Origin of the sequence: Arthrobacter sp. Hiyo1, from assembly GCF_001263615.2 — a bacterium.
In the GTDB taxonomy this organism is placed as follows: domain Bacteria; phylum Actinomycetota; class Actinomycetes; order Actinomycetales; family Micrococcaceae; genus Arthrobacter.
In genome coordinates this window covers 218,739-222,513 of sequence record NZ_DF952475.1, presented here as the reverse complement: position 1 = coordinate 222,513, position 3,775 = coordinate 218,739, and the positions used below count along the sequence as shown (strand labels likewise).

General features: G+C 65.7%; 1 protein-coding gene and 1 pseudogene. Both read left to right on the top strand.

From position 1 onward, the window contains the following. Positions 1-1,155: pseudogene (locus tag AHiyo1_RS27385) on the top strand (hypothetical protein); the annotation flags it as partial. A gap of 122 nt (positions 1,156-1,277) precedes the next feature. Continuing rightward, on the top strand, positions 1,278-3,775 hold a 2,498-nt coding region (locus AHiyo1_RS20010; protein ID WP_340639357.1), incomplete at its 3' end, for a helicase-related protein.

The window sequence follows — 3,775 nt, the reverse complement described above, 5'->3', positions numbered from 1 at the left end:
CCCGACGGCACCTTCACCGTGGCACGGGGCGGGGAACAGGTCCCCTTCCCGGTCCCGAAAGCACATGCGGCGGAGCTGCGTGAGCTGCTGGGGCTGCGGGACGGGGCACGGTCCCTGTTGGAGATGGAGGCGGCCGACAGTGAAGACACGCCGGAACTGTCGGCCCGACGGACCGCACTGGCTGAGAAGTACACGGCGTATGCCGCCACGTACGGGCCCTTGAACCGCTTCACGGAGACGGTCCGTACGGACAAGGAAACGGGCGAGGACATCATCACCCGCCGTGCGGCACCGGCCGTGCGGATCCTGCGCCAGACGGACCCCTTCGGTGCCCTGCCGCCGGCCCTGGAGAGCTTCAACGAGGAAACCCGGGCGGCGACCCCGGCGGCGCTGCTGCGGCACCGTCAGGTGGTGGCCCGCAAACCGCTTATGGGCGCGGACACCGTTGACGAAGCCCTGGTCATCGCCTTGGACACCTACGGTGCCCCGGAACTGGAGAAGATCGCGGAGCTGCTGGGCGTGACGGAGGAGGAAGCCCGCGACCGGCTGGGCACGCTTGTGTTCGATGACCCGGAAACGGGCAGGCTGGTCACGGCACCGGAATACCTGTCCGGGAACGTGCGGACCAAGCTCGACGCCGCCCGGGCCGCGGCGGCAGGGGACGAGCGCTGGGCCGTCAACGTCACCGCTCTGGAGGAAGTCCAGCCGCCGAGGGTGGGCATGGAAGATGTCGAGGCCCGCCTTGGCGCGGTCTGGATTTCCCCCGAGGAGCACCAGCACTTCGTGCAGGACATTCTGGCCGATCCGAACGCGAGCGTGAGCAGCGTCGCGCCGGCATCTGGCGGGTCAAGGCCAACCGGGGCACGGTGCGTTCGACGAATGAGTGGGGGACGGTGCGCCGGCCGGCCCCGGACCTGCTGCAAAGCATCCTGGAACAAAAGAGCATCCAGGTCGAGGACAAGGACGAGGACGGCAAGTCCGTTGCCAATCTCGAAGAAACCGAGGCGGCCCAGGAGAAGGCCGAGGCCCTGCAGGAGCGCTTCGCCGAGTGGGTCTGGGAAGATCCCGAACGGGCGGGCCGGCTCCTTGATGAGTACAACCGCCGCTTCAACTCCCTGGCGCTGCGCGACTACACGAAGGAAGGGCACCGGCTGAGCCTGCCGGGGTTGGCGAAGTCCTTCACCCCGCACCCGCACCAGCGCACCGCGGTGGCGCGGATCATTTCCGAACCGGCCGTGGGCCTCTTCCACGAGGTCGGGGCGGGCAAGACCGCCGAGATGGTGATGGGCGCGATGGAGCTCAAACGCCTGGGCATGGCCTCCAAACCCATGGTCGTCGTTCCGAACCACATGCTGGAGCAGTTCACCCGCGAATGGCTGGAGCTGTACTCTCAGGCCCGGCTGCTCTCGGCCGGCTCCGATGACATCAAGACCAGGAGCGGGGATGTGGCCGCGCGCCGGCAGTTCGTCGCCCGTGCTGTGGCGAACGACTGGGACGGCATCATCATGACCCAGCAGGCCTTCAAGAGCATCGGCGTGAAGGCCGAGACGATCGAGGCCTACCAGGAATCACTTATCGCCGACGTCCGGCAGACGATCGTCAACGCCCAGGAACAGGGTGAAGACCGGACAACGGTGAAGAAGCTGGAGACCAAGCTCCAGGCCGAGGAAGAGCGCATGAAAAGGCTCATGGACACGGCCCCGGATCCGGGGCTGACGTTCGAGGACACGGGGGTGGATTATCTGTTCGTGGACGAGGCCCACGACTATAAGAACCTGCGCACGGTCACGAACATCAAGGGCGCCGAAATCGCCGGGTCCATTCGGGCCACGGATATGCATCTGAAGCTTGAATATCTGCGTGCCACGCACGGGGAACGCGTCGTTACGATGGCCACCGGCACGCCGATCGCGAACTCCATTACCGAAGCGCACGTCATGCAGCGCTACCTGCGTCCGGACCTGCTCCAGGCTGCGGGGGTGGAGAACTTCGATGTCTGGGGTGCGACGTTCGGGGAAACGGTCACGGCGATTGAGATGGATGCCGGTGGCCGGTTGAAGAACAAGCCGCGCTTCGCGAAGTTCAAGAACGTCCCCGAGATGCTGCGGTCCTTCCACGTCTTCGCGGATGTGAAGCTTTCCGAGGACCTGAACCTGAAAACCCCGGACCTGGCCCGCCGGCCCGGGGACGGGGAGCGGCAGCCGGAGCTGGTGTTGATTGCGCAGCCGCCGGAGCTGGCCGAGTACATGAAGGGCCTCGCGGACCGGCTGGACTCCCTGTCCGGATGGGCGGAGAAGGGCGCGGACAACGCCCTGAGCGTCTACAACGACGGCCGCAAGGCGGCCTTGGACATGCGGATGGTCGGCATCGAACCGGAGTCCGGGACGAAGCTGGATGCGGTTGTCGCCAAGACCCTGGCGGTCTGGGAAGAGAACCGGGAGAACGAGTACGACACGAGTTTCCGTTCCGGCGTCCCGTCGGTGAACAGGGGTGCGTTGCAGATCATTTTCTGCGACCTGAGCACGCCGTCCAAGAACACCGGTCCCGACGGGAAGCCGGTCTGGACGGCTTACCAGCAGCTCAAGGACCAGCTCGTTGCCGGCGGGATCCAGGCGGAGCAGATCCGGTTCATCCAGGACTCACCCAAGCCCGAGCAGAAAGCCCAGCTCTTCGCCCAATGCCGCTCCGGGGAGGTGGCCGTGCTGATCGGTTCCACTGCGATGATGGGGACCGGGACGAACGTCCAGCTCCGTGCCAAGGCGATCCATCACGTCACGTGCCCGTGGCGGCCGGCTGACCTGACCCAGCGTGACGGGCGCATCATCCGGCAGGGCAATGCCAATGCCGAGGTCCACAACTTCCAGTACGCCACCGTCGGCAGTTACGACAGTGCCGCCTGGGACGGGATCCAGCGCAAGGCCACCATGATCCAGCAGGTCCTTCGCGGGCGCCTGGATATCCGCGAGATCGAGGACGTCGGAGATCTGGCCCTGAACGCGGCACAGATCAAAGCCGCGACTTCCGGGAACCCGCTGGTGATGGAGAAGATCGAGGCCGACGCCGCACGGACCAAACTCGAACGCCTCAAACGCGCCCACGAGAAGGGCCAGAGCACCCTGGCCTGGACCAGGGCCGCAGCCGAAACCAGCATCACCAAAGCCGAAAGCAAGCTGCCCGCGGTGCAGGCCGCGCTACCGGCCATCACCCCGACAGCAGGGGAGGCCTTCACTGCGAGCATCGATGGTGCGAGCTATACCAAACGCGCGGAGGCTGTGGCCGCCATCTCGGAATGGGTCCGTGTGCACACACCTGAATACGGAAACTACTACCGCCAGAAACAGGACTACGGCACCATGGTTTCCCTGGGCGGTCACGAGCTGCAGGTCCGCAACGCGGCCGAGGACTCCCGGCTCGGCTCCTACCAGGATCTCGCGATCACCCTGAAGGACGTGCCGGCGCCGCCGCTGGTTTTCACCCGCATGGAGATGCTGGAAGGAAGCGCCGGCATCATCACCCGGTTGGAGAACAAAGTGTCCGGGCTACCCGACTACGAGGCCCAGCTTCGACAGACCATTATCGAAAAGCAGGCAGTGTTGGCCGACGTCGAGAGCCAGGCCGGCAAGCCGTTTAAATACGAGGACAAACTCATCGCCGCGCGCGCGAAGTGTGCGGAACTGGAGGGGAAACTCCAAGCATCCATCGACCCGCCCAAAGCACCACCCGCGGCAGAGGTTTCAGCACCGGTGGTGGAGGTGGACCCGGCCCTTGCCCGGCT